This window comes from Telluria sp. AIW5, from assembly GCF_056680575.1.
On sequence record NZ_CM155289.1, the window covers coordinates 3,936,880 to 3,961,423 of the forward strand.

General features: G+C 68.7%; 19 protein-coding genes and 2 pseudogenes. 11 read left to right on the forward strand and 10 right to left on the reverse strand.

Going from position 1 to position 24,544, the window contains the following annotated elements; translation table 11 throughout:
- Positions 1 to 82: 82 nt before the first annotated feature.
- Positions 83 to 994 carry a ferritin-like domain-containing protein gene (locus AC1MEM_RS17455; RefSeq protein ID WP_499477683.1) on the forward strand — a complete coding sequence of 304 codons (912 nt, stop codon included), beginning with the start codon at positions 83 to 85 and terminating at the stop codon, positions 992 to 994.
- Between the two features lie 45 nt (positions 995 to 1,039).
- On the opposite strand, the gene hpnA is transcribed toward AC1MEM_RS17455, so the two are convergent.
- Entirely contained in the window at positions 1,040 to 2,041 is a 1,002-nt protein-coding gene (hpnA, locus tag AC1MEM_RS17460) for a hopanoid-associated sugar epimerase (protein ID WP_499472581.1), read from the reverse strand.
- Between the two features lie 147 nt (positions 2,042 to 2,188).
- Between hpnA and ispH the strand changes: the two genes are divergently transcribed.
- Genes ispH through AC1MEM_RS17490 form a run of 6 tightly spaced genes read left to right on the forward strand, consistent with a single transcriptional unit; the run spans position 2,189 to position 8,824 of the window.
- Positions 2,189 to 3,121 (forward strand): 4-hydroxy-3-methylbut-2-enyl diphosphate reductase, encoded by a 933-nt coding sequence (gene ispH / locus AC1MEM_RS17465; RefSeq protein ID WP_499472583.1) that lies wholly within the window; start codon positions 2,189 to 2,191, stop codon positions 3,119 to 3,121.
- 24 nt (positions 3,122 to 3,145) lie between these two features.
- On the forward strand, positions 3,146 to 4,303 hold the full coding sequence (gene hpnH, locus AC1MEM_RS17470) for an adenosyl-hopene transferase HpnH (protein ID WP_499472585.1): 1,158 nt from the start codon (positions 3,146 to 3,148) through the stop codon (positions 4,301 to 4,303).
- A 15-nt stretch (positions 4,304 to 4,318) separates the two neighbouring features.
- Positions 4,319 to 5,491, forward strand: a complete 1,173-nt coding sequence (hpnI, locus tag AC1MEM_RS17475; RefSeq protein ID WP_499472586.1) for a bacteriohopanetetrol glucosamine biosynthesis glycosyltransferase HpnI — start codon at positions 4,319 to 4,321, stop codon at positions 5,489 to 5,491.
- A complete protein-coding gene (gene hpnJ / locus AC1MEM_RS17480) occupies positions 5,488 to 6,921 on the forward strand; it encodes a hopanoid biosynthesis associated radical SAM protein HpnJ (RefSeq protein WP_499472588.1) in 1,434 nt (477 codons plus the stop codon). Before hpnI ends, hpnJ begins: the two co-directional genes overlap by 4 nt.
- Positions 6,918 to 7,784 carry a hopanoid biosynthesis-associated protein HpnK gene (gene hpnK, locus AC1MEM_RS17485; protein WP_499472590.1) on the forward strand — a complete coding sequence of 289 codons (867 nt, stop codon included), beginning with the start codon at positions 6,918 to 6,920 and terminating at the stop codon, positions 7,782 to 7,784. The genes hpnJ and hpnK overlap by 4 nt, the downstream gene beginning before the upstream one ends.
- Entirely contained in the window at positions 7,781 to 8,824 is a 1,044-nt protein-coding gene (locus tag AC1MEM_RS17490; RefSeq protein ID WP_499472592.1) for a lysylphosphatidylglycerol synthase domain-containing protein, read from the forward strand. Before hpnK ends, AC1MEM_RS17490 begins: the two co-directional genes overlap by 4 nt.
- 9 nt (positions 8,825 to 8,833) lie before the next feature.
- Here AC1MEM_RS17490 and AC1MEM_RS17495 read toward each other — a convergent pair whose 3' ends face one another.
- Positions 8,834 to 9,496 carry an MlaC/ttg2D family ABC transporter substrate-binding protein gene (locus AC1MEM_RS17495; protein ID WP_499472593.1) on the reverse strand — a complete coding sequence of 221 codons (663 nt, stop codon included), beginning with the start codon at positions 9,494 to 9,496 and terminating at the stop codon, positions 8,834 to 8,836.
- 124 nt (positions 9,497 to 9,620) lie between these two features.
- Here AC1MEM_RS17495 and hpnN point away from each other — a divergent pair, with 124 nt between their 5' ends.
- Both hpnN and AC1MEM_RS17505 read left to right on the forward strand, forming a co-directional pair.
- Positions 9,621 to 12,317, forward strand: a complete 2,697-nt coding sequence (hpnN, locus tag AC1MEM_RS17500; RefSeq protein WP_499472595.1) for a hopanoid transporter HpnN — start codon at positions 9,621 to 9,623, stop codon at positions 12,315 to 12,317.
- A gap of 25 nt (positions 12,318 to 12,342) precedes the next feature.
- Entirely contained in the window at positions 12,343 to 13,116 is a 774-nt protein-coding gene (locus AC1MEM_RS17505; RefSeq protein ID WP_499472597.1) for an MlaA family lipoprotein, read from the forward strand.
- 74 nt (positions 13,117 to 13,190) lie between these two features.
- On the opposite strand, the gene AC1MEM_RS17510 is transcribed toward AC1MEM_RS17505, so the two are convergent.
- Positions 13,191 to 14,108 carry a LysR family transcriptional regulator gene (locus AC1MEM_RS17510; RefSeq protein WP_499472599.1) on the reverse strand — a complete coding sequence of 306 codons (918 nt, stop codon included), beginning with the start codon at positions 14,106 to 14,108 and terminating at the stop codon, positions 13,191 to 13,193.
- A gap of 97 nt (positions 14,109 to 14,205) precedes the next feature.
- Here AC1MEM_RS17510 and AC1MEM_RS17515 point away from each other — a divergent pair, with 97 nt between their 5' ends.
- Positions 14,206 to 14,841 (forward strand): NAD(P)H-dependent oxidoreductase, encoded by a 636-nt coding sequence (locus AC1MEM_RS17515; RefSeq protein ID WP_499472600.1) that lies wholly within the window; start codon positions 14,206 to 14,208, stop codon positions 14,839 to 14,841.
- On the opposite strand, the gene AC1MEM_RS17520 is transcribed toward AC1MEM_RS17515, so the two are convergent.
- Complete coding sequence (locus AC1MEM_RS17520) at positions 14,757 to 15,056, reverse strand: hypothetical protein (protein WP_499472602.1); 300 nt, start codon at positions 15,054 to 15,056, stop codon at positions 14,757 to 14,759. The genes AC1MEM_RS17515 and AC1MEM_RS17520 overlap by 85 nt on opposite strands.
- Before the next feature lie 142 nt (positions 15,057 to 15,198).
- Between AC1MEM_RS17520 and AC1MEM_RS17525 the strand changes: the two are divergent.
- Positions 15,199 to 16,626 (forward strand): annotated as a pseudogene (locus AC1MEM_RS17525) (IS1182 family transposase); the annotation flags it as partial.
- 213 nt (positions 16,627 to 16,839) lie between these two features.
- Here the strand turns inward: AC1MEM_RS17525 and AC1MEM_RS17530 are convergent.
- From AC1MEM_RS17530 to dxs, 6 genes and pseudogenes are all read right to left on the reverse strand, one after another.
- Positions 16,840 to 17,187 (reverse strand): hypothetical protein, encoded by a 348-nt coding sequence (locus tag AC1MEM_RS17530; RefSeq protein WP_499472604.1) that lies wholly within the window; start codon positions 17,185 to 17,187, stop codon positions 16,840 to 16,842.
- 209 nt (positions 17,188 to 17,396) lie between these two features.
- Positions 17,397 to 18,824: pseudogene (locus AC1MEM_RS17535) on the reverse strand (IS1182 family transposase); the annotation flags it as partial.
- Positions 18,825 to 19,029: 205 nt separating this feature from the next.
- Complete coding sequence (locus AC1MEM_RS17540; RefSeq protein ID WP_499472606.1) at positions 19,030 to 19,752, reverse strand: phosphorylase family protein; 723 nt, start codon at positions 19,750 to 19,752, stop codon at positions 19,030 to 19,032.
- Positions 19,749 to 21,794, reverse strand: a complete 2,046-nt coding sequence (gene shc / locus AC1MEM_RS17545; protein WP_499472608.1) for a squalene--hopene cyclase — start codon at positions 21,792 to 21,794, stop codon at positions 19,749 to 19,751. The genes AC1MEM_RS17540 and shc overlap by 4 nt, the downstream gene beginning before the upstream one ends.
- 26 nt (positions 21,795 to 21,820) lie before the next feature.
- Positions 21,821 to 22,753, reverse strand: coding sequence for a presqualene diphosphate synthase HpnD (gene hpnD, locus AC1MEM_RS17550; RefSeq protein ID WP_499472609.1), 933 nt, complete (start codon positions 22,751 to 22,753; stop codon positions 21,821 to 21,823).
- A complete protein-coding gene (gene dxs, locus AC1MEM_RS17555; RefSeq protein ID WP_499472611.1) occupies positions 22,743 to 24,527 on the reverse strand; it encodes a 1-deoxy-D-xylulose-5-phosphate synthase in 1,785 nt (594 codons plus the stop codon). The genes hpnD and dxs overlap by 11 nt, the downstream gene beginning before the upstream one ends.
- Positions 24,528 to 24,544: the final 17 nt, after the last annotated feature.

A 24,544-nucleotide genomic window follows, 5' to 3' on the forward strand; every position in this document is an offset into this window, starting at 1 on the left:
GCCCGGCTTTCGTCCGCCAGTCGTTGCCGCCACTGGCGCGGCGCCGGCGGACGACGCGGCGCTGGACGCGGCCGATGCGCGGATGCGGCACTGGATGAGCCATGCCGAGGGCCGCTTCGCGCCCGGCTCCGACCTGCACCGCCGCGAAACCTGCCGCATGTTCCGCGACACCTTCAACCCCTACCGGCCGGCCGTGCTCGACTGGCCAGAGCTGGCCCCGGCGGTGCTTGCGCGCATCGTCGCGCTGCCGATCTGGGACATCGCGGTGCAGACCGAGGGCAAGGCCAGGCTGCGGATGGCGGCCTATGCGGGGACGGTGCCGGACCCGGACATGCGCGCCGCGCTGGCCCTCAATGCCTGGGAGGAAAACCGCCACAAGGAAGTCCTGGCGCGGATGGTGGCGGCCTACGGCATCCGGCTCGCGCCCGAAGCACCCCATGCCTGGCCGGCGGATGCGGAACGGGCTTACCTCGTCACCGGCTTCAGCGAGTGCATCGACAGCTTCTTCGCGTTCGGCCTGTTCGAGGTCGCGCGCCGCTCGGGCCTGTTCCCGCGCGAACTGGTCGACACTTTCGAGCCCGTGATGCAGGAAGAGTGCCGGCACATCCTGTTGTTCGCCAACTGGATCGCCTGGCATCGCGCGGGTTTGCCGCCCTGGCGGCGCCTGCGTTTCGAAGCGAAGGTGGCGGCGGTCTGGGCCTTCCTGGTGTGGGAACGGATCGGGCTGGCGCGCGCCATCGACGGCGATGCCGCCGTCCGGGACAACAACTTCACCCTGAACGGCGCGCAATCGGTTGCCGCCGAGGCGCCCGCACTGCCCGAACTGCTGGCGCTCTGCCTGGCGGAAAACGAAGGCCGCTTCGCCGGCTACGACGCACGGCTGCTGCGCCCGGCCACGGTGCCGCGCCTGGTCCGCCTTGCCCTGCGCGTGCTGGGACGCGGCGCGCAAGGCCGCGGCAAGCGGGGCAAGCCGCGTCCCGAACGCCCGCACTGAATCGGAGATGCCGTGTTCGCGCCCCTGCCATTGAATCGCGCGCCGCTAGCCCAGGTAGCCGGCGCGCCCGAACCAGTCGAGCGCCGCCTGCAGCGCGGCACCAATCGGGCGCGGCCGGTAGCCCAGTTCCCCCTCGGCCTTGGCGGAGCTGAAGAACATCCGGTTGCGCGACATGCGCAGGCCGTCCACGGTGAGGAAGGGTTCGCGTCCGGACAATCGCGCCATGGCTTCGGCCGCGTGCGCCAGCGGGATCAGCGGCGCCACCGGCAGGCGCAGGCGCGGCGGCCGGCGTCCCGCGCGAAGCGCGATCTCGCCCAGCAGCTCGCGCAGCATCAGGTTCTCGCCGCCCAGGATGTAGCGTTCGCCGACCCGGCCATGGGCGAGCGCCAGCAGGTGGCCCTCGGCAACGTCGGCCACATCGACCACGTTCAACCCGGTCTCGACGTAGGCCGGCATCCGGCCGCTGGCCGCCTCGACGATGATGCGTCCGGTCGGGGTCGGCCGCAGGTCGCGCGGACCGATCGGGGTGGACGGGTTCACGATGACGGCCGGCAAATTGTCCTCGAGGACCATGCGTTCGACCAGGCGCTCGGCCAGGATCTTGCTGCGCTTGTAGGCGCCGATGGCGTGTTCCGGCGCCAGCGGCTCGTCCTCGCCGGCGGCCACCGTCGCGGGACCGACGCGCAGGGTCGCCACGCTGCTGGTGTACACCACGCGCTCCACCCGCGCCGCCAGCGCGGCGCGCATCACCGAGGCCGTGCTGGCCAGGTTGTTCCGGACGATCTCTTCCGGGTCAAGCGCCCACAGCCGGTAGTCGGCAGCCACGTGCAGCAGATAGCGCACGTCCGCCAGGGCCTGTTCGACGGCGGCCTGGTCGCGGATATCGGCCTCGGCCACCTCGGCGCCGAGCCCGGCCAGGTTGGCGCGCGGGCTGCTCGCGCGCACCAGCACGCGCACCCGGTAGCCCTGCGCCAGGGCGGCGCGCGCCACGGCCGACCCGATGAAACCGGCCGCCCCGGTAATCAGGACGCGATCCTGCCCAGCCATGGCCTCCTCCGTGGACGCCGCAAGATGGCGCCCTGGAGGGATTGTAATCCTCCGCGCTCTTGACTGGACACCATCGCTGAACGCAATCGGCTGAACGCAATCAAAACAGGTTCCCGACCAGGACACCACCAGATACGGAGCACTTCCATGCGAGTCATCCTAGCCCAACCGCGCGGTTTCTGCGCCGGCGTGATCCGCGCCATCGAGATCGTCGAGCGCTCGCTCGAACGCCACGGCGCGCCGGTGTACGTGCGTCACGAAATCGTTCACAACAAGGCCGTGGTCGACGGCCTGCGCGACAAGGGCGCGGTCTTCGTCGACATGCTGGAGCAGGTGCCGCCGCGCGCGGTCACGATCTTCAGCGCGCACGGCGTCGCGCGCAGCGTCGAGGCCGAGGCCAGGGGCCGCGGCCTGCACGTGCTGGACGCGACCTGTCCGCTGGTCGCCAAGGTCCACCTGCAGGGCCGGCAGTACGCGGCCAGCGGCCGGGTCGTGATCCTGATCGGCCATGCCGGCCATCCGGAAGTCGAGGGCACCACCGGGCAGATCGACGGCCGCGTGCTGCTGGTGCAGGATGAAGGCGACGTCGAGGCGCTCGACCTGGCGTCCGACACCCCGCTGGCCTACGTCACCCAGACCACCCTCAGCGTCGACGACACCCGGGGCGTGATCGCCGCCCTCGAACGGCGTTTCACCGACGTCGTCGGCCCGAACGTGCGCGATATCTGCTACGCCACCCAGAACCGCCAGCGCGCGGTGCGCGAGCTGTGCCGGCAGGTCGACGTGCTGCTCATCGTCGGCGCCGCCAACAGCTCGAACTCGAACCGGCTGCGCGAGATCGGCACCGAATGCGGCATCCCGAGCTACCTGCTGGCCAATGGCGGCGATCTCGATCCCGCTTGGGTGGCGCGGGCCGGCACGGTCGGCATCACGGCCGGCGCCTCCGCGCCCGAGGCAATGGTCGAGCACCTGATCGACGCGCTGCGCCGCCTGGCCCCGGTCGAGCTCTCGACCATGGACGGCCTGGTGGAACACGTCGAGTTTCGGCTGCCGGCCGAACTGTCCGGCCACGCCGCCTGACCACGTGGAACATGAGGAGTCGACATGGCCATTCCCATGCTGCAAAAAACCCTGGTCGGCGCCTACATCCTGCGCAAGCACCTGGCGGGACAGAAGCGCTATCCGCTGGCCCTGATGCTCGAGCCACTGTTTCGCTGCAACCTTGCCTGCTCGGGTTGCGGCAAGATCGATTATCCCGACGACATCCTGAACCTGCGCCTGTCGCGCGAGGAGTGTCTCGGCGCGGTCGACGAGTGCGGCGCCCCGGTCGTCTCCATCGCCGGCGGCGAGCCGCTGCTGCACAAGGACATGCCCGCCATCGTGGCGGGCATCGTCGCGCGCCACCGCTTCGTCTACCTCTGCACCAATGCCCTGATGATGGAGAAGAAACTGGAGCAATACCGCCCCAGCCCCTTCCTGGTCTGGTCGGTCCACCTGGACGGCGACGAGCAGATGCACGACCGCTCGGTCTGCCAACCGGGCGTGTACGTTCGCGCGGTGGCGGCGATCCGGCGTGCCAAGGCAGCCGGCTTTCGCGTCAACATCAATTGCACGCTGTTCAACGACGCCGCGCCCGAGCGCGTCGCCGCTTTCTTCGATACGGTCAAGGGACTCGGCGTGGACGGCATCACCGTCTCGCCCGGCTATGCCTACGAACGCGCCCCCGAGCAAGACCATTTCCTCACCCGCTCGAAAACCAAGCAATTGTTCCGCGACATATTTGCGCGCGGCGACGGCGGCCGCAAATGGGCATTTAGCCAGTCCAGCCTGTTCCTGGACTTTTTGGCGGGTAACCAGACCTACCATTGCACGCCCTGGGGCAACCCGGCGCGCACCGTGTTCGGCTGGCAGCGCCCCTGCTACCTGCTGGGCGAAGGCTATGCCGCCAGTTTCAAGGAATTGATGGACGAGACCGACTGGGACGCGTATGGCACCGGGCGCTACGAGAAATGCGCCGACTGCATGGTACACAGCGGCTACGAGGCGAGCGCCGTGATTGACACCATCGCGCACCCGCTGGCCGCGGCCCGGGTCGCGCTGGCGGGCGTGCGCACGGGCGGGCCGATGGCGCCGGACCTCCCGCTCAAGGGCCAGCGCCCGGCGCAGTTCGTGCACACGCGCCACGTCGCCATCAAGCTCGAAGAGATCCGCGGGCGGCGCGCGGGCCCGGCAGCGGCGCCGAACGCGGCCGATCGCAGCTGAGATGGGGACACAGCGATGGCACCCGTCCTTACCGTCGCCGGAACACTGCTGACCGCGCTGGCCACCCTGTACGCGCTGGCCGCGCTGCTGTGCCGGCCGCGCACCTGGCGGCCCGCCAGCGGCGCCGTCGCAGCGATGCCGGTGAGCGTGCTCAAGCCCCTGTGCGGCGCCGAACCGCACCTGGAGCGCAACCTCGCCACCCTGTGCCGCCAGACCCACCCCTGCTACCAGCTGGTGTTCGGGGTGCGCGACCCCGGCGATCCAGCCATCGCGGTGGTCGCGCGCCTGGCGCGGCGCTTTCCCGGGGTCGACCTGCGGCTGGTCGTCGATCCGCGCGTCCACGGCAGCAACCTCAAGGTGAGCAACCTGATCAACATGAGGGCGGCGGCGCGCCACCCCTGGCTGGTGCTGGCCGACAGCGACATCGGCGTCGGCCCCGATTACCTGGAGCGGGTGACCGCCCCGCTGGCCGACCCCGGCATTGGCATCGTCACCTGCCTCTACCGCGGGATCGCGCTCAGTGGCTCAATCAGGGGCTTCTGGAGCAGGCTGGGGGTGCTCTTCATCGACACCTGGTTCGCGCCCTCGGTCCGCGTTGCCAGCCGTGGCGGCGGCAGCGCCTTCGGCTTCGGCGCCACCATCGCCCTGCGCGCCGAGGTCCTGCGCGGGATCGGCGGCTTCGAGGCGCTCAAGGACCGGCTGGCCGACGATTTCTGGCTCGGCGAGCTGCCCCGGCGCCAGGGCTTGAAGACCGTCCTGTCCGACCTTGTCGTGAGCACCGACGTCACCGAGCGTAGCCTGGCCGCGCTCTGGGCGCGCGAGCGGCGCTGGATGCAGACCATCCGGTCGCTCAATCCGCCCGGCTACGCCTTCTGCTTCGTCACCTTCACGCTGCCGATGCTGGCGCTCGGCCTGTGGCTGGCACCAGCCCCCTGGAACTGGGCGCTGGCGCTGTCCGGCGTGGGTGCGCGCCTGCTGCTGCACTGGCGCGCGCAGCCGCGTCTGACCACGCTGCCGCTGGCACCCGTGCGCGACTGCCTGCTGCTGCTCGAGTGGCTCAGCGCCTTTGCCGGCAGCACCACGCGCTGGCGCGGGCATCGGCTGCGGGTGGACGGCCGCCGCGAGGCGGGCGCCGCCGTTCTAGTTTCGGCCGCGCCCGATCACATCCGAACCCGGGAGTCCATATGATGAAAACCCTGTTCCTGCAAGCGCCCTCCTTCGACGGCTTCGACGGCGGCGCCGGCTCGCGCTACCAGGCCAGGCGCGAGATCCGTTCGTTCTGGTACCCGACCTGGCTGGCCCAGCCCGCGGCCCTGGTGCCCGGCAGCCGCCTGCTCGACGCCCCGGCCGACGGCCTGTCGGTGGCGCAGGCGCTGGCCATCGCGCAAGAGTACGAGCTGGTCATCCTGCATACCAGCACGCCCTCGTTCCCGGCCGACGCCCGCTTCGCGGAACTGATCAAGGAACGGGCGCCCGCTACCCTCGTCGGCATGGTTGGCGCCAAGGTCGCAGTCGACCCTGGCCCCTCGCTGGAGGCCAGCAGCGCCATCGACTTCGTCGCGCGCGAGGAGTTCGACTACACCTGCCGCGACATCGCCGAGGGACGGGCGCTGGCCGGTATCGCCGGCGTCAGCTGGCGCGACGCCGCAGGCGGCATCCACCACAATCCGGCGCGTCCGATGATCGAGGACATGGACGCGCTGCCCTTCGTCGCGCCGGTCTACAAGCGCGACCTGAACCTGCGCAACTACTTCATCGGCTACCTGAACTACCCCTACGTGTCGCTGTACACCGGGCGCGGCTGCCGCTCGCGCTGCACCTTCTGCCTGTGGCCGCAGACGGTGGGCGGGCATCGCTACCGGATCCGCTCGCCGGGAAACGTGCTGGCGGAGGTCCGCTGGATCAGGGAAAACATGCCCGAGGTGAAGGAGATCATGTTCGACGACGATACCTTCACCGACTTGCGGCCGCGCGCCGAGGAGATCGCACGCGGCCTCGGGGAGCTCGGCGTGACCTGGTCCTGCAACGCCAAGGCCAACGTGCCGTATTCCACCCTGAAGATCATGAAGGAGAATGGCCTGCGCCTGCTGCTGGTCGGCTACGAGTCGGGCGACGACCAGATCCTGGTGAACATCAAGAAGGGCCTGCGCACCGACATGGCGCGCCGCTTCGCCGCCGACTGCCGGGAACTCGGGATCACCGTGCATGGCACCTTCATCCTCGGCCTGCCGGGCGAGACGCGCGAGACGATCGCCAAGTCGATCGAATTCGCCAAGGAAATCAATCCGCACACGATCCAGGTCTCGCTCGCCGCCCCCTATCCGGGCACGAAACTGTACGAGCAGGCGCTGGAAAACGAATGGATACCGCCGAACAAGACCATACACCTGGTCAACGAAAGCGGGGTCCAGCTGGCCGCCCTCAACTACCCGCACCTGTCGAGCGAAGAGATGTACCACAGCCTCGAGCAGTTCTACCGCAGCTTCTACTTCCGCCCCGCGAAGATCTGGGAGATCGTGCGCGAGATGCTGCACAGCTGGGAGATGACGCGGCGGCGCCTGCGCGAAGGGGTCGAGTTCTTCCGCTTCCTGCGCGCCCACGGCGCGGAGCAGGCGTGAACGGTGCAGGTGTGAACGGCACGGGCCCCGGCCTGATCATCACCGCCGACGATTTCGGCCTGCACGAGAGCGTCAACCGCGCCGTGCTGCGCGCTCATCGCGAAGGCGTGCTGTCCGCGGCCAGCCTGATGGTCGGCGCAGCCGCCGCGCTTGATGCGGTCGCGGTCGCGCGCGCCTGTCCCGGCCTGCGGGTCGGCCTCCACCTGGTGCTGGCCGACGGCGCCGCCGTGCTGCCGCCGCGCCTCATCCCCGACCTCGTGGGCGCGGACGGCCGCTTCGGTTCGCGCATGGTGGCCGACGGTGTCCGCTTCTTTTTCCTGCCGCGCGTGCGGCGCCAGCTGGCCGCCGAGATCCGCGCCCAGTTCGAGGCCTTCGCCGCCAGCGGCCTGGCGCTCGACCACGTCAACGCCCACAAGCACTTCCACCTGCACCCGACCGTGCTCTCGCTGTTGCTCGGCATCGGCCGCGAGTTCGGCCTGCGCGCGGTGCGGCTGCCGCTGGAAGCCGGTCTGCCGCCGTGGCTGCGGCCCTGGATGTTATTGCTGCGCGCGCGCCTGCGCGCGGCCGGCATCGCGCACAACGACTACCTGGTGGGCCTGCGCCTCTCGGGCCGTTTCGACGAGGACGCCCTGCTGGGCGCCCTGCGGCGGCTGCCCTCGGCCGGGGTGGGCGAACTCTACCTGCACCCGGCGCTGGCGTCGGGCGCGGCGATCGCCGCCTCGATGGCCGGCTACCGCCACGCCGACGAATTCGCCGCCCTGGTCTCGCCGCGCGTCGCCCGGGCGCGCGAAGCCCTGCGCGCGAGCGGGTTCCGCTTCGGCGGCTTCGCCGACCTTCTGCCCGCACGACTCCTGCCAGCATGACTGCCCCCCGCATGAGCCGGCTGGCCATCGGCGGCGCCCTGGCCGGGCTGCTCCTGCTGAGCGCGCTGGTCGCCTGGCAGGGCTGGCATGCCGTGCTGGGCGCCGTCCGGCATGCCGGCTGGGCGCTGCTGCTGCTGGTGCCGCTGCGGCTGCTCACCCTGGCGCTCGACGTGCGCGCCTGGCAGATCCTGCTCGAACCCGCGCTGCGCACGCCCACGGACACCGCTGCCGGGCCGGCGCCCGGCTTCCTGTTCCTGCTCTGGGTGGCGGCGGTGCGCGAAGCCGTCAACCGCCTGCTGCCGGCGGCCGGCGTGGGCGGCGAAGTGGTCGGCGTGCGCCTGGTGCGCACGCGGCTCCCCGACACCGCGGCGGTCGCCGCCAGCGTGATCGTCGAGGTGCTGCTCACGATCGCGGTGCTCTACCTGTTCTGCGGCCTGGGCGTGGTGCTGATGGCGCAGGTCGCCGCCGGCATGCGCCAGGTCTGGGTGATCGCGGCCAGCCTGGCGCTGTCGCTGCCGCTGCCGCTGCTGGCCTGGTGGCTGCTGCGCCATGGCGCGCCCTTCCAGCGCCTCGAGCGCTGGAGCCTGCGCCTGCTCGGCGCGCAGTCCCCAGGTTTGCCGGACCTGGACGGCGCCCGGCTCGACGCCGCCGTGGCGCGCCTGTTCGGCCGCCATGCACGGCTGCTGCGGGCGCTGGCCTGGCAGCTGCTGTCCTGGCTGCTCGGCAGCCTCGAGACCTGGTATGCGCTGCGCCTGCTCGGCCATCCGGTCGATGTCACGGCCGCCGTCGCGATCGAGGCGCTGACCCAGGCCGCGCGCCACGCCAGCTTCCTGGTGCCGGCCGGCCTCGGCGTGCAGGAGGCGGCCGTGCTGCTGTTCGGCGTCCTGGCCGGCGTGGGCGGCGAGGTCGCGCTGTCGCTGGCCCTGGTCAAGCGCATGCGCGAGATCGTGCTCGGCCTTCCCGCCCTGCTGTCCTGGCACTGGTTCGAAGCGAGGCGCTTGCGCCGGATGCGGCCGGCGCCGCAGGTCCGGTCCCGATGACCGCCCTGTTCACACGGCCGCGTTATGGGCGGCCAGGTATTTGATCAGCCCATCGACTCCGCCGGTGGCCAGTTGGGCCGCGAACTGGCGCCGGTAGACCTGGATCATCCAGGCACCCATCATGTTGATGTCGTAGATCTTCCAGCCGGCCCCGGTCTTGCGCAGGCGGTAGTCGATCGGCATGCGCTCGCCCTCGGCCAGCACGCTGGTCCTGACCACGGCGTCGCCGGCGCCCGCCGCGAGGCGAGGCGCCGGCGCGTAGGTGAAGCGCGTATCCTGCGCGTGGACCTGGGTCAGCTGGAGGGCGAAGGTGCGCGCAAGCAAGGTCTCGAATTGCCTGACGAGCGCCTCGCGCTGGGCCGGCGTGGCCGAGGCCCAGGCCGGGCCGACCGCATACTGGGTGGTCAGGCCGAAATCGGTGGCCGGCAGGAAGTGTTGCCGGACCAGCTGATAGATGCGCTCCGGATCGCCGGCGCGCCCGCCGGGGTCGCTGCGGATGGCCGCCATCACGCCGTCGATGGTGGTTCTCACCGCCTCGTCCGGCGAGCCGCTTTCGGCCTTTTTTTCGGCCTGCTTCTCGGCCTGTTGTGCATGGGCCGGGGCCGGTACCGCCAGCACGCCCGCGAGCGCCGGGGCCAGCATGGCGAGGGAAAGGATGAACGACGCTTTCATGGGGTCTCCTTGCATCCATGAGGCCTTAATACGACAGGCGACAGCATACGCCGAAGCCTGCCCCGATGGTACTGTTACTATGGACTGGTACTATGGCGTATCCGCGCCGGCAGGACCTGCGCAGGTGCGAACCCATCATTTCAAGCGTATGCTGACCAAGCTGATCGCCCGGATTGTCCACCTCTCGGTTCGCCATGCCTGGGCGGTCATCGGCGCGTACCTGCTGCTGGTGCTCGCCGGCGGCCTGTACGCCGCCAGCCACTTCGCCATCACCACCGACGTCGGCCGCCTGATGGATCCCGGCGCGCCGTGGGCGAAACGCGACGCCGCCGTGACAGCCGCCTTCCCCGAGCGCAGCGACACCACCCTGGTCGTCGTGCGCGCGCCGGCGCCCGAACTGGCCGCGCAGGCGGCGCGCGAACTGGCCGCGCGCCTGCGCCGGCAGCCGCAGCACTTCCACTCGGTCACCCTGGGCCAGGCCAACGCATTTTTCCAGCGCAATGGGCTGCTCTACCTGTCCGTGCCCGAGCTTGCGCAGCTCACCGGGCAGCTGCGCGACGCCAGGCCGCTGCTCAATGCCCTCGCCCACGATCCCTCGCTGCGCGGGCTGGCCAACCTGCTGTCCGTGACGCTCGGCACGCCGCTGCAGACCGGCCAGGTCGGGCTGGCCGGCATGGCGCCGCTGCTGGAGCGCAGCGCCGGCGTGGTCGAGGCCGTGCTGGCCGGGCGGCCGGCGGCGCTGTCGTGGCAGAATCTCGCCGGCACCGCTGCCGATGGCGCCGGCAAGGACGCCGCGGCGTCCAGCCTGGTCGAAGTCAGGCCGGTCCTCGACTTCAGCGACCTCATGCCGGGTGCCGCCGCCGCCGAAACGATCCGCGCCGCGGCGCGCGAGCTGCGCCTGGCCGGGCGCTACCAGGCCGACGTGATGCTGACCGGGCCAATTCCGCTGTCGGACGACGAGTTCGCGTCCCTGCAGGAAGGCACGGTGGCCGGCAGCGTGCTCGCGCTGCTGCTGGTGCTGGCGCTCCTGTGGCGGGCGCTGCGCTCGGGCAAGCTGGTGCTGGCGGTCTGCCTGACCATGGCGGGCGGCCTGGTGCTGACGTCCGCGCTCGGCCTGATGATGGTCGGCGCCCTGAACCTGATTTCGATCGCCTTCGCGATCCTGTTCGTCGGCATCGGCATCGACTTCGGCATCCAGTTCGGCATGCGCTTTCGCGAGCTGCACCGCCAGCATGGCGTCACCGCCGAGGCCCTGCATGAAACCACGCGCGTGATCGCCCTGCCGCTGACCCTGGCGGCGATTGCCACCGCCTTCGGCTTCCTCTCCTTTTTGCCCACCGCCTACCGCGGCGTTGCCGAGCTGGGCCAGATCGCCGGCGTCGGCATCCTGTTCGTCGCCCTGCCGTCCTGCCTGAGCCTGCTGCCGGCGCTGATCCAGGTGCTCGGCCCGGCGCCCGCCGCCAGCGCCCCCGGCTACCCCTGGCTGGCTCCCGTCGACCGCGCGCTGCAGGCCCACCGCAAACCGCTGCTGGTGGCCACCCTGGCCGTGGTGATTGCCGGCCTGCCGCTGCTGCGGCACCTGGAGTTCGACTTCAACCCGCTGCACCTCAAAAGCCCGCGCAGCGAATCGATGGCGGCACTGCTGGCGCTGTCGCGCAGCACCGATATCGGCCTCGACAACATCCAGGTGCTCGCCCCCACGCTTGCGCAGGCCGGGCAGGTGGCGGCCCGCATCGCGCGCCTGCCGGAAGTCGCGCGGGTGGTCACCGCGGCCAGCCTGGTGCCGGAGCAGCAGGCCGCCAAGCTGCCGCTGGTCGCCGCCGCCGGCAGCGCCCTGCTGCCGGTGCTGGCGCAGGCGCCCCTGCCGCCGGCGCCGGACGCCGCGCGCATCGGTGCCCTGCGCGCGGCCGCGCTGGCGCTGCGCAATGCCGCGCTCGACCATCCCGGCGCCGGCGCGCAAGCGGCCCAGCGCTTGAGCCGCGCGCTGGCGGCGCTGGCACGGCGTGATGCCGCCGCCCGCGATCGCGCCGAGCTGGCGCTGGCGCTGCCGCTCGGGCTCTCGCTCGACGCCCTGCGCCAGGCGCTGCGGGCCGAACCTGTGACGCTGGCATCCCTGCCCGGGGAGCTGCGGCGCAACTGGATCGCCGCCGACGGGCGCGCCCTGGTCGACGCCAGCCCGCGCCGGCCCGCGGGCGCCCGGCATGCCGCCGGCGGCGCGGCCGCGGTGCGCGACGACGCCCTGCTGCGCCGGTTCGCGCTGGCCGTGCAGCGGGTCGCGCCGGATGCCAGCGGCGGGCCGATCTCGGTGCTGGGCGCGGCCAGGCTGATCGTCGACGCCTTCGTCCAGGCCGCGCTGCTGGCCGTCGCCACGATCACGCTGCTGCTGTGGCTGGCGTTCCGGCGCTTCGGCGACGTGCTGCTGACCATGGTGCCGCTGCTGGTCTCGGGCCTGGTCACGCTCGAAGCGACGGTCCTGCTCGACCTGCCGCTCAATTTCGCCAACATCATCGCCTTGCCGCTGCTGCTGGGCGTCGGCGTCGCCTTCAAGATCTATTACGTGATGGCCTGGCGCGCGGGCCAGGCCGCCTTGCTGGAACAGGGCCTGACCGAGGCCATCATCCTGAGCGCGGCCACCACCGGCACCGCCTTCGGCAGCCTGTGGCTGTCGCATCACCCCGGCACCGCCAGCATGGGCGCGCTGCTGGTGCTGGCGCTGGCCTGCACCCTGGTCGGCGCCGTCTTCTTCCAGCCCATCCTGCTCGGCACGCCGCGTGCGCACGCGCAGGAGGCGGGCGCCGGGCTGGAACACTCTTCTCCCTGAACCCATGACCATGACTGGAACCGGCATGCACCCACCTGACCTCCGACGCCTTATCCAGGCCACCATCCGCATCGTGGCCGCCTGTGCGCTGGCCGCCACGGCAGGCTGCGCCACCGGACCGGACCGCAATCCCGCCGATCCGCTCGAGCCGCTCAACCGCGCCACCTTTCGCTTCAACGACGCCATCGACCGAAACATCGCCCAGCCGGTGGCGCGCGGCTACAACCGGGTGGTGCCGCGGCCGATCCGGACCGGGGTCGGGAATTTCTTCGCCAACCTCGGCACCGTGCCGGTCATGCTCAACAACTTCGCGCAGCTGCGTTTTGCCGACGGCATGTCCGACCTGATGCGCTTTGCCCTCAACAGCAGCTTCGGGCTGCTCGGCGTGCTCGATATCGCCACCCCGGCCGGGATTCCCGCGCATGAGCAGGACTTCGGCCTGACGCTGGGGCACTACGGCGTGGCCAGCGGGCCCTACCTGGTGCTGCCGCTGTTCGGGCCGAGTACCTTCCGCGACGCGGCCGGCTTCGGCGTGGACCAGTATGCCAACCCGATGACCTATGCGGAGCCACGCGCGCGCAACGTGCTGTGGGGCGTGGACTTCGTCAGCACCCGCGCGCGTTTCCTGAACGCGACCGACCTGCTGGAGGAGGCGGCGCTCGACAAATACCTGTTCGTGCGCGACGCCTGGCTGGCGCGGCGCCAGTCGAAGCTGGACGAGGACAAGCCGGAGGTGCTGCCGGACTATGAGGCGGGCCAGGGCGCGGACCGGAACAAGCCCGCCATGCGGGAAAAATGAGACAAACACGGGATGCCGGCCAGCGCTGCGAAATCGTCGACACGCCATCGTCGACAGGCGGCCGTTCGCCCGCGCTATATCCCGCCTGAACTGGCCCGCGCCGCCACCAGCATGTCGATCAGCGCGCGCGACGCCGCCGACAAGCCACGGTGGGCCGGATAGACAACCGAGAACGGGCGCGTCCGTCCACCCAGCTGCGGCAACACCTCCACCAGGCGTCCCGCCGCCAGGCTGGCTTCCGCAAACAGGCGCGGACACAGTGCGATCCCCATGCCCTGCTCGGCCAGCCAGATGACGCCCATCGCGTCGGTCGACACCGTCACCGATGCCGGCGGGATCCAATCGATGTCGCGCTCTCCATCGCGCAGCTGCCAGGGAAATACCCGTCCGGTGTTTGGCCGGACGAAGGCGATGCAATGCTGGCGCGCCAGGTCGTCCAGCGTCGCGAGCGGTCCGGCCGTCTCCAGGTAGGCAGGGGTGGCCAGCAGGCACAGCGGCGACGCTTCCAGGTGGCGCGACGCCATCGTGCTGCTCGGCAGCGGACCAGAGCGGATCGCCAGGTCGAAGCCCTCGGCCACCAGATCGACGTTGCGGTTGGTGATGTCGACGTCCAGTTCAACCAGCGGATAGGCTCGCGCGTAGGCGGCCAGTACCGGCGGCAGGCGCTGCAGGCCATACCCGGTGGACACGCTCATGCGTACCTTGCCGCTCAGTTGCGCCGTCGTGCTGCGCATTGCCTGCTCAGCCTGCCCAAGCCGGGCGAAGGCGTCGCGTGCTTCGTCGGCGTAGCGCTGGCCGGCATCGGTGAGGCTGAGGCTGCGCGTGGTCCGGCGCAACAATTGTGTGCCGAGCCGCGCCTCAAGCCGCGACACGGCCCGGCTCAGCACCGAAGGCGTGGTCGACAGCACGACCGCCGCCGCGCTGAACGAACCGTGCTCGACCACATTAAGGAACACCTCGACATCGGCCAGGTGATCGAATTTCCGCCCCATCTTGCTCCCTCACGAACAAATCATTTGCCAGAATCGTAGTTTATCAATCTGCCGTGAACAAATACAATAACGCACCTTTAATTCGAAAGAACATTACATGGAATTGCTCGACAAACTGAAATGGCGCTATGCCACCAAGGCAATGGACCCGACGCGCGAGGTGCCGCAGGATAAGCTCGACCGCATCATCGAAGCCGCGCGCCTGGCGCCGACGTCATCCGGCCTGCAGCCCTATGAAATCCTGATCGTGAACAATCCGGCGCTGCGCGCCCAGATCCGCGACGTCGCCTGGAACCAGGCGCAGGTGGTCGACGCCTCGCACCTGCTGGTGTTCGCCGCCTGGGACGACTACACGCCCGAGCGCATCAACCACATGTTCGACCTCACCAACGAGGTGCGCGGTTTCCGCAACGAAGGCTGGGAAGCCTACCGCCAGCAACTGCTGTCGACCTACCCGGGCCGCGGCTCGCAGGTGAACTTCGAACACGCTGCGCGCCAGGCCTACATCGGCTTCAGTGCGGCGATCATCGCGGCCGCCTACGAGGAAGTCGATTGCACGCCGATGGAAGGTTTCGATCCGGCCGCCGTCGACCGCATCCTGAACCTGGGCGAGCGCGGCCTGCGCAGCGCGGTCATGCTGCCGCTGGGCTACCGCAAGGCCGAGCAGGATTGGCTGGTCGACCTGCCCAAGGTGCGCCGCCCGCTCGAGCAGTTCCTGAGCGAGATCGACTGATTGTAGTTCTGCCACAACCGCTCGCCGGGATCAAGCTTGCGCACGTGCAGCGCCATGATCTCCGGCAGCATCCCGAGCACCGGCGCGCGCCCCCACATGTCGTGGGCGCCGCGGGTGGCGTCGGCCAGCATGTCGATGTCGAAGTTGCCCTGCGCTGCCCGCGCCGAGCCGGCGAAGTCGAGGTGCCACGGCCACGCTTCTCTTGCTTTCAACATTCGTGGCTGACGCTCCGCCCCTAGCCAGTTGCGGACCTGTCTGAACGTCTGCAACCGACCCAGCCTGTGTAAAAACGTAGGTCGTGTAAACGGCGCCAGTGTAGTAAACGTTAAGCCAGTATCTCATCACTTCGGGTGCTAAATGAAGCGCTTTATTGAGGGCGAAGACCGCGGACAAGGCACGCTGCTGCCCGAACACCTGGACGACTACGTGGCCGACGATAATCCGGTTCGTGTAGTCGATGTGTTCGTCGACGAGCTTGATCTCGCCAACCTGGGTTTTGCTCGGGTGGCGCCGGCGAAGACGGGTCGGCCGGCCTACCATCCCGCCGTGCTGCTCAAGCTGTACATTTACGGCTACCTCAATCGGATTCAATCGAGCCGAAGGCTTGAGCGCGAGGCCCAGCGCAACGTCGAGCTGATGTGGCTCACCGGACGCCTGGCGCCCGACTTCAAGACGATAGCGAACTTCCGGAAAGATAACGGTAAGGCAATTGGTAAAGTCTGCCGGCAGTTCGTCGTTCTGTGTCAGCAGTTGGATCTTTTCTCGGATGCGGTCGTCGCGATCGACGGCAGCAAGTTCAAGGCCGTCAACAGCAGCGACCGCAATTTTACCGATGCCAAACTCAAGCGCAGGATGGCGGAGATCGAAGCGAATATCGGTCGCTACCTGGCAGAACTTGATACGGCTGACCGTCAGGAACCAGCCACTGCAAAGTCGAAAACCGCTCGTCTGAACGACAAGATCGCGGCGATGAAATCGCAAATGGCAACGCTCAAGGAAATCGAAGCGAAGCTGATGGAGACTGGGGAAACGCAGATCTCACTCACTGATCCGGACTCGCGCTCGATGATGACGCGCGGCTCAGGCATCGTTGGCTATAACGTGCAAACTGCAGTCGACGCTAAACATCATTTGATTGTCGAACACGAGGTCACAAATAACGGCAGCGACCGCGACCAGTTGTCTGGCATGGCCAAGAAAGCCCGTGCTGCCATCGGCACGACGACACTGACGGCAATTGCCGACCGCGGCTACTTCAAGGGCGAAGAAATCCTGGCCTGTCATGAGGCGGGCATCTCAGCTTTGGTGCCACCTACGAAAACCTCCGGAGCCAAGGCCGACGGTCGATTCGACAAGGCTGACTTCATTTACGACCCGCAAAAGAACGAATACCGCTGTCCGGCAGGCGAATCTCTGATTTGGCGCTTCTCGAGTGTCGAGAAAGGAATGACGAACCACCGCTATTGGAGCTCGAACTGCAAGGGCTGTTCGCTCAAAAACCAGTGCACGCCGAGTTCGCAGCGGCGGGTGACCCGCTGGGAACATCAAGACGTGCTCGATGAAATGCAGGCGCGTCTGGAACAGACGCCGGACGCAATGCGAATCCGGCGTTCGACTGTCGAGCATCCGTACGCGACGATCAAGGCGTGGATGGGGGCGACGCACTTCCTGACGAAAGGACTGGAGCGCGTCAAGGCCGAGATGAGCCTGCACGTGCTTGCCTATAACTTCAGGCGCTTGATGTCGTTACTTGGCATGCAGGGAATGCTGGCTGCAATCAGGGCGTACGCCCATTTTCTGACCCGCCAAGGCCTGCTTGAAGCGTTTTCCTTAATGGCCTTGCTGAAAATGCTCAAGTGGGATTACAAGGCCTCGAACGCGTCTCTATCTTCCAGAATCAGCCCAGGCCCGCACAATTCGGCTTGCAGTTCGTCGGTTTGAGTTTTTACACAGCCTGGACCCATATCGGACGTTCGTTCTGTACCAGTTTCGTTTCTGCTAACGGTTCACTCGGTACCAGTTCGCCACGTTTTGTAGCTCGGCCTCGACTTGTAGATTGCTCGCGACTGAGGCTATTGATGCCACGACCTCTTCCAGATTCCTTGGCAGTTCAGTCGTATCGCTAAGCTTCGCGAGGTCGAGCACCAGCCAGCAACATGAGGCAAAAGCGTATGGGTCGGTTTGCTCTCCGGCCAAACTCAACACATCAACGATGTTCTCGAACGCCTCGCTTGGCGCCACATCGCGGACAAGTTGTTCCCGCGCTTCAGTTACTGCCCATTCGTTTGTCGCTAGTTCGGCGAGGCCGACCTCAAGGGACCTGCGAAACTCATCTGCAATCGTCATCAATCACCCGTGTCTTTTCCAAGGTCCGCTTCTGGCCCAGCCCGTGTAAAAACTCAAAACGAAGAGTCGGGAGCAGAATTGTACGGTTTAAGGCTAATTCTTGAATATAACGAAGCGTTCCAGGCCTTGTAGGCCCACTTGGAAATTTTCAGTAAGACCAGCATAGAAAACGCTTCAGACAAGGTTTGCAACGTCAGAATATGGGCGTATGCCCTGATCGCTGCCAGCATCTTCTCGGTGCCCAGAATTGCCAGTAAGCGCCTGAAGTTATAGGCAAGCACGTGCAGGCTCATCTCTGCTTTCACACGCTCCAGGCCTTTCGTCAGGAAGTGCGTCGCTCCCATCCAGGCCTTAATCGTCGCATATGGGTGCTCGACAGTCGAGCGCCGAATTCGCATAGCGTCCGGCGTCTGTTCAAGGCGCGCCTGCATCTCATCGAGCACGTCCTGATGTTCCCAGCGGGTCACTCGCCGCTGTGAACTCGGCGTGCACTTGTCCTTGAGAGCACAGCCTTTGCAGTTCGAGCTCCAGTACCGATGGTTCGTCATGCCTTTCTCGACGCTCGCGAAGCGCCAGATGAGAGATTCGCCTGCTGGGCAGCGGTATTCGTTTGTCGAGGGGTCGTAAATGAAGTCGGCCTTGTCGAACCGGCCGTCGGCTTTGGCGCCGGAGGTTTTCGTAGGTGGTACCAAAGTGCAGATGCCCGCCTCATGACAGGCCTGGATTTCTTCGCCTTTGAAGTAGCCGCGATCAGCAATTGCCGTCAATGTCGTCGTGCCGATTGCTGCGCGGGCTTTCTTGGCCATACCCGACAACTGGTCACGGTCGCTGCCGTTATTGGTTACCTCGTGCTCAACGATCAAATGATGCTTGGCGTCGACGGCGGTTTGCACGTTGTAGCCAACGATTCCTGAACCACGTGTCATCATCGAACGCGAGTCCGGGTCAGTCAATGAAATTTGCGTTTCGCCAGTCTTTATCAGCTTCGCTTCGATTTCCTTGAGCGTCGCCATCTGAGATTTCATCGCTGCGATCTTGTCGTTCAGACGAACGCTTTTCGATTTTGCAGTGGTCGGTTCCTGTCGGTCCGCAGTATCGAGTTCTGCCAGGTAGCGACCGATATTCGCCTCGATCTCTGCCATCCTGCGCTTGAGTTTTGCATCGGTAAAATTGCGGTCGCTGCTGTTGACGGCCTTGAACTTGCTGCCGTCGATCGCGACGACCGCATCCGAGAAAAGATCGAGCTGCTGGCACAATACGACGAACTGCCGGCAGACCTTACTGATCGCCTTGCCGTTATCTTTTCGGAAGTTCGCTATCGTCTTGAAATCGGGCGCCAAGCGTCCTGTCAGCCACATCAGCTCGACGTTACGTTGCGCCTCGCGCTCAAGCCGCCGGCTCGACTGGATACGGTTGAGATAGCCATAGATGTAGAGCTTGAGCAGCAATGCTGGGTGGTAAGCAGGTCGACCCGTCTTTGCCGGTAGCACGCGGGCGAATCCCAGGCCGGCGAGGTCGAGCTCTTCGACAAACACATCGACTACACGGACCGGATTATTCTCAGTCACGTAATCGTCCAGGTGCTCAGGCAGCAACGTGCCTTGTCCCCGTTCTTCGCCTTCGATAAAGCGCTTCATATGGCACCCGTTGGATGAGATACTGGCTCAACGTTTACCGACACGGTTTCGTTTACATGACCTGACGTTTTTACACAGGCTGGGCCGTTAACGGACGGTCCGAATAGCTCAGTCTACGGCGTTGTTACTCCCAAGACAAGCAAGAGGCGCGCGCAGCGGGCGTCGGCGTGATTTGTCAGGCGCTCCTGGCTGATGACATTGGCGCTCAGCCTGCCGGAAAGTGGCGCGGTGGCGCCAGCGCCGCATCAAGTTGCGCACGAACGCGGCGCAGCGTGCGCCGCGCGCGCCAGGCGTCGAGGGCCAGCAGCGCCAGCGGGCCAACTTGGCCTGGCGCCAGCGCCAGCGTGCGCAGCAGCGCTGCCGGGTCGGTGCCGCCATCCTCGCGCAACGCCGCCAGGGCGCACGGCGGCAGGCTGCGCCAGGCCGGGTCGAGCACGGCGCGCACGGCCGCGAACGGCAGGCCGAGGCGGCGTGCCGCCAGCGCGGCCGCGTGCGATTCCATGTCGACCGCCAGCGCGCCGCCGGCCTGCCACAGCTGCGCCTTGGCGGCGCTCGAGGCGAGCGGCGCGTCCAGTCCTGCCAGCGTTCCGCAGCGGGCGCGCGGCAGGCGTTCCCTCAGGGCCTGCATCCAGGCCGGATCGGCGGCGAACGTGTCCGCGCCGCCAACCACGCACGACGCCAGCACGCAGTCGCCCGCCCGCAGGTCCGGGTCGAGCGCACCGGCACAACCGAAGCTGAGGATGCCGGCCCAGCCGGCGTGCACGCCCCTGCCGCCGGCCAGCGCGTCGATCGCGGCCGCAACCCGCGCCGGTCCGGGACCGCAGACCGCGACCACGCCCGGTCCCGCCGCGATGGCCGTCTCGAAAGCGAGGCCGCACACCACCAGCACCGGTGCGCGCAGGTCGGCATGGGCGGCGTCCGGCTTCACATGCCGAATCCGACGCGGTTGCTGCCAGGCGCGCGCAGCTTGCGGTAACGCGCCAGCGCCCACAGCGGGAAATAGCGGGCGTAGCCGTGGTAGCGCAGGTAGAACACGCGTTCGAAGCCGGTCGCGGTATGGTGTTCCTCGTCCCACAGCCCGTCCGCGCGCTGGTGCTCGAGCAGCCAGGCGATGCCGCGCGCAGCCGCGGGGGAGTCGACGGCGCCGGCCGCCATCAGGCCGAGCAGCGCCCACGCGGTCTGCGACGGCAGCGACTGGAAAGGCTCGTGGCCCGCATAGTCGAGGCGGTAGCTGCTGCCGTCCTCGCCCCAGCCGCCGTCCGGATTCTGTACCGCGTGCAGCCAGTCGACCGCGCGCGCGACCGCGCTGTCCTGCATGCCGAGGCCGGCCGCGCCGAGGGCGCATAGCGCCGACCAGACGCCATACACGTAGTTGATGCCCCAGCGGCCGTACCAGGCGCCGTGCGGCTCCTGGGCGCGCAGCAGCCAGTCGAGTGCGCGCGCCGCCGGCCCGTTGCGGCGCCGGCAGGCCGCCGGGTCGAGCTGGGCCAGCATCGACAGGCAGCGCGCCGAGACGTCGGCGGTGGGCGGGTCGAGCAGCGCGCCGTGGTCGGCAAACGGAATGTTGTTCAGGTAGCGGCAGGTGTTATCGGGGTCGAAGGCGCCCCAGCCGCCCTCGCGGCCCTGCATGCCGAGCACCCACTCGCGCGCGCGGTCGACGGCGTCGGCAAACCTGGGTTCGCCCAGCACGCCGTCGGCGCGGTGCATCGCCATCGCCACCACGGCCGTGTCGTCCACGTCCGGGTAGTGCGCGTTCGCATACTGGAAGGCCCAGCCGCCGGGACGCAGGCCGGGGCGGTTCAGGCTCCAGTCGCCGTGCAGGTCGAGGATCTGCAGCGGACGCAGCCACTCGAGGCCGCGCAAGGCCGCATCGAACGCTTCCGGGGTGCCGGCCTCGAGCAGCGCGTGGCACATCAGCGCCGTGTCCCAGACCGGCGAGAAGCAGGGCTGGCAATAGGCCTCCTCGCCGCGGTCGACCAGCAGCTTGTCGATCGCGCGGCGCGCCCCCGCGTATTCGGCCGCATGTTCGCCGGCGTTTTCGCCATCCATGTGCGCCAGGCCCAGCGCGTGCAGCATCTGGACCGCGTTGACCATCGCCGGGAAGATGGCGCCCAGCCCGTGCTCGCCGTTCAGGCGCGCGCGCACGAAGGCGCTGGCGCGCTCGATGGCGCGGCGGCGCAGGCGCGCGGGGATGCGCGGCTCGAGCCGGCGCAACTGGCGCTCGACGGTGCGGAAGAAGGCGAACCACAGGCGGCTCTGGTGCGGCGCGCGCGCCGCCACGCCGAGCCGGCCCGGCGGCCCCAGGAACAGCTCGTCGATGCCGACGGCGCGCGGGTTGCGCGCCCGCGGCTTGAGCGCGCCCAGCACCAGCAGCGGCGTGAGCACGATGCGGGTCCAGTACGACACCTTGGTCAGGTGGAAGGGAAACCAGCCCGGCAGCAGCGCGATCTCGACCGGCATGGCCGGCACCGCGTCCCAGGGCACGATGCCGTACAGCGCCAGCAGGAAGCGCGTGAACACATTGCTGCGTTCGGCCCCGCCGTGGGCCAGGATGGCGGCGCGCGCACGCGCCATGTGCGGGGCGTCGACCGGGTCGCCGATCATCTTCAGCGCGAAATAGGCCTTCACGCTGGCGCTGGGGTCGTAGGCGCCGCCGTGGAACAGGGGCCAGCCGCCGTGCGCGCCCTGCACCCGGCGCAGGTGGCGGCCGATCTTGGCTTCCAGTGCGGCATCCGGCGCCTCGCCCAGGAAATGTACCATCAGCACGTATTCCGCCGGGATGGTGGCGTCCGCCTCCAGCTCGTACACCCAGTGGCCGTCGGGCCGCTGCTCGCCCAGCACGGCGGCGAGCGCGGCATCGATCCCGCGCGCGAGCCCGGGCCCGGACTGCGGTGGGTCCTGCCTGTCCTGGCGGAAGGCGGCGGTCCCCGTCGCCTCCTTGTGCATCGCTCCGAACGCCGAGTACCGCATCGTTCCCCCTCAGGCTCGCTGGGCCGCTACACGACGGCATGCCGCAACAGGATGCCGACCCGCGCCAATTTGCCGACGCGCACCGGCGCACGCGGGCTGGCCCAACCGCGTGCGCGCAGGCGCGCCAGCAGGGCAAGGTAGACCGCGCCCATCAGCCGCGGCGTGCGCACGCAGGACGCCGGGTAGCCGCGCATGACGCGCCCGGCCGCGTCGAAATGCCCCTGCGCCTGGACCGCCACCTGCATGCAGGCCTGCGGCAGGGCCGGATGCGCGGCGATATCGCAGGCCGCCGCTCCGTCCACCGCTGCGTCCAGCGCTACGCCCGCTTCCAGCAGCAGCTCGCGCGGCAGGTAGACGCGCCCGATGGCGGCGTCCTCGTCGATGTCGCGCAGGATGTTGGTGAGCTGGAGCGCACGTCCGAGGTGGTGCGCGAGCAGGACGCCATCGCGGCCGGGGACGCCGAACACCTTCACCGACAGGCGCCCGACGGCGCTGGCGACGCGGTCGCAATACAGGTCGAGGATGGCGGCCGGCGGCGCGCACAGCGGCTCGGCGCCGGCATCCATGAGCATGCCGTCGATCACGGCCTCGAAGTCCGCGCAGGCGAGTCCGAAGGTCTCGACGTGGCCTCCCAGCGCCTGCAGTTGCGCCGGACCGGCGCCCGCGCAGCAGTCCCGGATGTCGGCGCGCCAGTGTTCGAGCGCGGCGCGCTTTGCGGGCACCGGGTCGACGCCGTCGGCGATGTCGTCCACGGCGCGGCAGAAGGCGTAGATCTCGACCATCGCGGCGCGCTGCCGCAGGGGCAAGAGGCGCATCGCCATGTAGAAGGAGCTGCGCGCCGCCACTGGGGCGCCGGCGGCGCTGCCGATGGCGGCGGCGCTGAGGGCGGCCGCGCCGCCTTCTCCCGGCGCGAACCGCGCGCCGGGCCCGGCGCCCGCCTGCTCGCGTTCAGCCGTCATTTGCCACCCGCCTTACCTGCTCGTCCGGAAAACGGCGGCGGATGGCGTTGGCGATCCCGTCCGTGTCGAGCCCGGCGGCGGCCAGCAGGACGGCCGGATCGCCGTGCTGGATGAAGATGTCGGGCAAGCCCAGCATCAGCAGGGGCATGACCACGCCGGCGGCGGCCAGCGCCTCCGCCACCGCGGCGCCGGCGCCCCCCATCAGGCAGCCCTCCTCCACCGTCACCAGCCGGGCGTGATCGCGTGCCAGCCGCAGCAGCAGCTCGAGGTCGAGTGGCTTGATGAAGCGCAGGTTCGCCACCGTGGCGCCCAGCGCCCGCCCGGCGGCGAGGCTCGGCGCCAGCATGGAGCCGAAGGCCAGGATGGCCGTGCCCCGGCCTTCGTGCCGGACCTCGCCGCGGCCGAAAGCGATCTCGTCCAGTGCGCCCTCGACCGCCGCGCCGGGCCCGCTGCCGCGCGGGAAGCGCACCGCGGCCGGCCCGTGGTGGCGGTAGGCCGTGGTGAGCATCTTGCGGCATTCGTTTTCGTCGGACGCGGCCATCAGGGCCATGTTCGGGATACAGCGCAGGTAAGCGATGTCGTAATTGCCGGCGTGGGTCGCGCCATCGGCCCCGACCAGGCCGGCGCGGTCGATGGCGAAGGTCACGTCCAGGTTCTGCAGCGCCACGTCGTGGATCAGCTGGTCGTAGGCGCGCTGCAGGAAGGTCGAATAGATCGCCACCACCGGCTTCATGCCCTCGGTCGCGAGGCCGCCCGCGAAGGTGACGGCATGCTGCTCGGCGATGCCGACGTCAAAATAGCGCTCCGGAAAAAGCTGCTCGAAGCGGACCAGGCCCGAGCCTTCACGCATCGCCGGGGTGATGCCGACCAGGTGGGGGTCGACGGCCGCCATGTCGCACAGCCAGTCGCCGAACACCTCGGTATAGCTCGGCTTGCCCGCCGGCGGCGCCGGCGCCGGCAGGCCCAGCTGGGGATTGAATTTGCCGATGCCGTGGTAGCGGGTCGGTTCGGCCTCGGCGAGCTTGTAGCCCTGCCCCTTCCTGGTGACGATGTGGAGGAACTGCGGGCCCTCGCACTGGCGCAGGTTTTCCAGCGTCGGCACGAGGGCGTCCAGGTCGTGGCCGTCGATCGGCCCGATGTAGTTGAAGCCGAAGTGCTCGAAGAGCGTCGCCGCCGCGACCACGGGCTTTGACAACAGGCGCGCCAGGTAGCGGCTCAGCGCGCCGACCGCGGGCGAGATCGACATCTCGTTGTCGTTCAGGATGACCAGCAGGCGCAGGTCGCTCGCGATGCCGGCGTTGTTCATGGCCTCGTAGGCCATCCCGGCGCTCATCGCGCCATCGCCGATGACGGCCACCGCATACCGGTCCTCGCCGCGCAGCCTGGCGGCCTGGGCCATGCCGAGCGCGGCCGAAATGGAGGTGGAAGAGTGGGCGGTGCCGAAGGTGTCGTAGACGCTTTCGCTGCGGCGCGGAAAGCCGGAAATGCCGCCCTGCTGGCGCAGCGTGTCCATCCGCTCGCGCCTGCCCGTGAGCACCTTGTGACCATAGCTCTGGTGCCCCACGTCCCAGACGATGCGGTCGCGCGGCGTGTCGAACACGTAGTGCAGCGCGATCGTCAGCTCGACGGTGCCGAGGTTGGACGAGAGGTGGCCGCCGGTACGTGCCACCGATTCGAGCAGAAACTGGCGCAACTGGCGGGCCAGCAGTTCGAGCTGGGCGCGCGGCAAGCGGCGCAGTGCGGACGGATCGTCGATAGCCTGTAGCAGGTTCATACGCTTTCCTCCAGTAC

Excerpts from the sequence above, each read along its gene's own strand:
- AC1MEM_RS17455 (WP_499477683.1), top strand. The coding sequence starts at position 83 with ATGCGGCACTGGATGAGCCATGCCGAGGGCCGCTTCGCGCCCGGCTCC.
- hpnA (WP_499472581.1), bottom strand. The coding sequence starts at position 2,041 with ATGGCTGGGCAGGATCGCGTCCTGATTACCGGGGCGGCCGGTTTCATC.
- ispH (WP_499472583.1), top strand. The coding sequence starts at position 2,189 with ATGCGAGTCATCCTAGCCCAACCGCGCGGTTTCTGCGCCGGCGTGATC.
- hpnH (WP_499472585.1), top strand. The coding sequence starts at position 3,146 with ATGGCCATTCCCATGCTGCAAAAAACCCTGGTCGGCGCCTACATCCTG.
- hpnI (WP_499472586.1), top strand. The coding sequence starts at position 4,319 with ATGGCACCCGTCCTTACCGTCGCCGGAACACTGCTGACCGCGCTGGCC.
- hpnJ (WP_499472588.1), top strand. The coding sequence starts at position 5,488 with ATGATGAAAACCCTGTTCCTGCAAGCGCCCTCCTTCGACGGCTTCGAC.
- AC1MEM_RS17490 (WP_499472592.1), top strand. The coding sequence starts at position 7,781 with ATGACTGCCCCCCGCATGAGCCGGCTGGCCATCGGCGGCGCCCTGGCC.
- AC1MEM_RS17495 (WP_499472593.1), bottom strand. The coding sequence starts at position 9,496 with ATGAAAGCGTCGTTCATCCTTTCCCTCGCCATGCTGGCCCCGGCGCTC.
- AC1MEM_RS17505 (WP_499472597.1), top strand. The coding sequence starts at position 12,343 with ATGCACCCACCTGACCTCCGACGCCTTATCCAGGCCACCATCCGCATC.
- AC1MEM_RS17510 (WP_499472599.1), bottom strand. The coding sequence starts at position 14,108 with ATGGGGCGGAAATTCGATCACCTGGCCGATGTCGAGGTGTTCCTTAAT.
- AC1MEM_RS17515 (WP_499472600.1), top strand. The coding sequence starts at position 14,206 with ATGGAATTGCTCGACAAACTGAAATGGCGCTATGCCACCAAGGCAATG.
- AC1MEM_RS17520 (WP_499472602.1), bottom strand. The coding sequence starts at position 15,056 with ATGTTGAAAGCAAGAGAAGCGTGGCCGTGGCACCTCGACTTCGCCGGC.
- AC1MEM_RS17530 (WP_499472604.1), bottom strand. The coding sequence starts at position 17,187 with ATGACGATTGCAGATGAGTTTCGCAGGTCCCTTGAGGTCGGCCTCGCC.
- shc (WP_499472608.1), bottom strand. The coding sequence starts at position 21,794 with ATGCGGTACTCGGCGTTCGGAGCGATGCACAAGGAGGCGACGGGGACC.
- hpnD (WP_499472609.1), bottom strand. The coding sequence starts at position 22,753 with ATGACGGCTGAACGCGAGCAGGCGGGCGCCGGGCCCGGCGCGCGGTTC.
- dxs (WP_499472611.1), bottom strand. The coding sequence starts at position 24,527 with ATGAACCTGCTACAGGCTATCGACGATCCGTCCGCACTGCGCCGCTTG.